The 2,431-nt window shown below is 34.6% G+C and carries 3 protein-coding genes; all 3 read right to left on the reverse strand.

The features are described from left to right. Positions 1-93: 93 nt before the first annotated feature. The 3 genes from M2448_RS20245 to M2448_RS20255 all read right to left on the reverse strand — a co-directional run bounded on the left by M2448_RS20245 (position 94) and on the right by M2448_RS20255 (position 2,274). Entirely contained in the window at positions 94-615 is a 522-nt protein-coding gene (locus M2448_RS20245; RefSeq protein ID WP_280647995.1) for an SMI1/KNR4 family protein, read from the reverse strand. A gap of 58 nt (positions 616-673) precedes the next feature. Continuing rightward, complete coding sequence (locus M2448_RS20250) at positions 674-901, reverse strand: AAA family ATPase (protein ID WP_280647996.1); 228 nt, start codon at positions 899-901, stop codon at positions 674-676. A gap of 377 nt (positions 902-1,278) precedes the next feature. Next, positions 1,279-2,274 carry a metallophosphoesterase gene (locus M2448_RS20255; protein WP_280647997.1) on the reverse strand — a complete coding sequence of 332 codons (996 nt, stop codon included), beginning with the start codon at positions 2,272-2,274 and terminating at the stop codon, positions 1,279-1,281. Between the last annotated feature and the right edge of the window lie 157 nt (positions 2,275-2,431).

Consider the following 2,431-nt stretch of genomic DNA (forward strand, 5'->3'; position numbering starts at 1 on the left):
CATAATAAACACTTTTGATAAAGTTATACATAAATGAAAAAACTACAAGCTTTGCAACCTGTAGTTTTCATTTACACAATATTATGGATAGTGTCATTTATATCTACCGGTTTCTAAGTCTTCAACAAAATCTTCAATCCATTTCTTAAAAGAAGGTGCTGCTAATGATCTTTGAGCATTATCGTGCCAAACTCTTATAATTTGCCCATAACTGCCTTCATCAGTAGGATCAAGATCTAAACAATAATGATTGCCAGCACCATCGTAGGTTATAGGAATCCACAGTTTATTATACCAATCACTTCTAATGCCTCTATCTGGACAACTTGCAATATCAATAAAATAATCAGAATCTATTAATTTTTTCCAAATGTTCCATTCCTCTAATATTCTGGTGGTACATAACAATTCTTTACCGTTAATTATACCTTTCGTATTTGATAATTGACCATTATGAATAATATAGAAATCAACAAAATCATTGGGTAATTGAGCGCCAATAGTCACTCTTATAGATTGCATATCTTCCGAAGTAGCTCCTCTATTTATACTATCAATCATATAAGAAGCATTTTTAGATAGCCATTTTATTATTCTTGTCCAGTATTCCTCCATAAACTATATTTTAATCAAAATAGATTGAACTATTGGCCTATTCAATTAACAATATCACTCATAAAGTTAATTTTTCTTTCTGTGAAGTTAAGAACCATTCAGCATCTTCAAGTTTACGCAAATCAGACGGTCTCTCTAAATCTAAATAAATACTTTCGGGATATGCTTCTAAAAGATGCTTAACTAGCGTTGATTTCCCACATTGACGAGGTCCTGTTACAGCAGTAACAGGGAAATTCTGTATTGCTTTTAACACACTAGGTTCAAGAAAGCGATGTATATACATGATCTTTCACATTATAGTCCATGTAAATATAGGAATTGTTTTGATATTTGCATGGAAGGGCGCCTTTTATCTTTATAGAAAAGATCTTCCTCATAGCAATTATTATAATAAAAAGGGATAGGTGTACATCAAACTATCTTTCATAACTTGCTGAAAAACAGTAGTGTGGAAGTTTTGTTTTACCGGAATAAATACATATATTTGTAACTGAATGAAATTCAGTGAGATTGCATGTGTTTGCAACAGGCGAAATCGGGGAGCATTAAAATTTCAGGATTATAAGATATTCATTATCATCAATATACGGAGTAGCAAGCATTCCCTCTCTCTCCGAAAATAGAGCTGAGAATCAGCAAATTACATAACAAACACCCAGCTTATTTTAGAGGTACAATCTTAATATCATAGAAATTCCCTGGAGCATTTTCTTTTACTACAAATAATGGTAGGCCATTAATGACATCCAGACTCTGTTCATGTATATGACCTGCAAAGGTAGCCAATAGATTAGGAGTCTTCAATACCTCTTCCCGAAATTGCAGAGTCGTTTTTGTGTGTCCTTTCTCAGCCCATGGTTCTCTCTTTTCCAGTTCATAAAGTTTATCATTTTCCTTGTTCCAATCTGGATGAGCACAACCATAATTAACAGGACGTCTGGGCATGTAAAGAGGAATATGCATCACTAGGATAAGAGGTGAGCCGGAAGCAGCTTCTTGCCGGAAAAAAATTAGTTGTTCGGGAGAAATTTCATATGTTGAATTATCGATCACTACAATCTTAAGTCCTTTTATTTCAATAGAATAAAATAATGGATTTTTTCCTTGATAAAGCGATAAGAGCCTGTTGTTTATCCATGTTTTCCTTAGCTCTTGAGAAGAACCCGTCATTCCTTCATAATGCCAGTCATGATTTCCCGTTGTATAAACATATTTCAACTGGAAATCGACTAAAACGGAGTCAACCCATTCTATAGCCCGTTCTGATGGATAACTAAAAACATCTCCGGTCAATGCCAATAAGTCGACATTCTTTTCCTTTGCAATCTTTATAGTCTCAATAAAAGCTTGCTCCGGAGTTGTTTTTTCTCCCGTTCCATAATGCCGGGTAATTGTGTATGCTTTGGACATTCGTTTACTATATTGTTCGTAGGGCTTCTCCCTTTCGTCTTTCATCGACAAATGAGTGTCAGATAGCAATATAATGCTTATGGTATCCTTGATATCTGCCGAATATATATGTATCGCATTCCCATCTATTGAGAAAATATGCCTGTTACCAGTTTCATCACTACTCAGATTGACCGTATTACAGCCGATCAGAGTAATTAATATTATAATAATAACTGTCGGATACCACCAATTTTTCTTTCTCATATAATATCTACTTTTTTACTTCATCTGAGAACGAATAGGGCAGGTCACTTTGTTGAGTTCCCCGGCTTGTGTTCGGCAAGTTATCCATTTTATAGTTAATAACCGCACCATTGATCAGCTGTTCATGCGTCAGATAGTTTTTTGTATATGGTTGTCC

The organism is Dysgonomonas sp. PF1-14 (genome assembly GCF_029892965.1).
GTDB lineage: Bacteria > Bacteroidota > Bacteroidia > Bacteroidales > Dysgonomonadaceae > Dysgonomonas.

What these genes read in the sequence shown, in the direction of transcription:
- M2448_RS20255 (WP_280647997.1), bottom strand. Translation starts at nt 2,274, where the DNA reads ATGAGAAAGAAAAATTGGTGGTATCCGACAGTTATTATTATAATATTA.
- M2448_RS20245 (WP_280647995.1), bottom strand. Translation starts at nt 615, where the DNA reads ATGGAGGAATACTGGACAAGAATAATAAAATGGCTATCTAAAAATGCT.
- M2448_RS20250 (WP_280647996.1), bottom strand. Translation starts at nt 901, where the DNA reads ATGTATATACATCGCTTTCTTGAACCTAGTGTGTTAAAAGCAATACAG.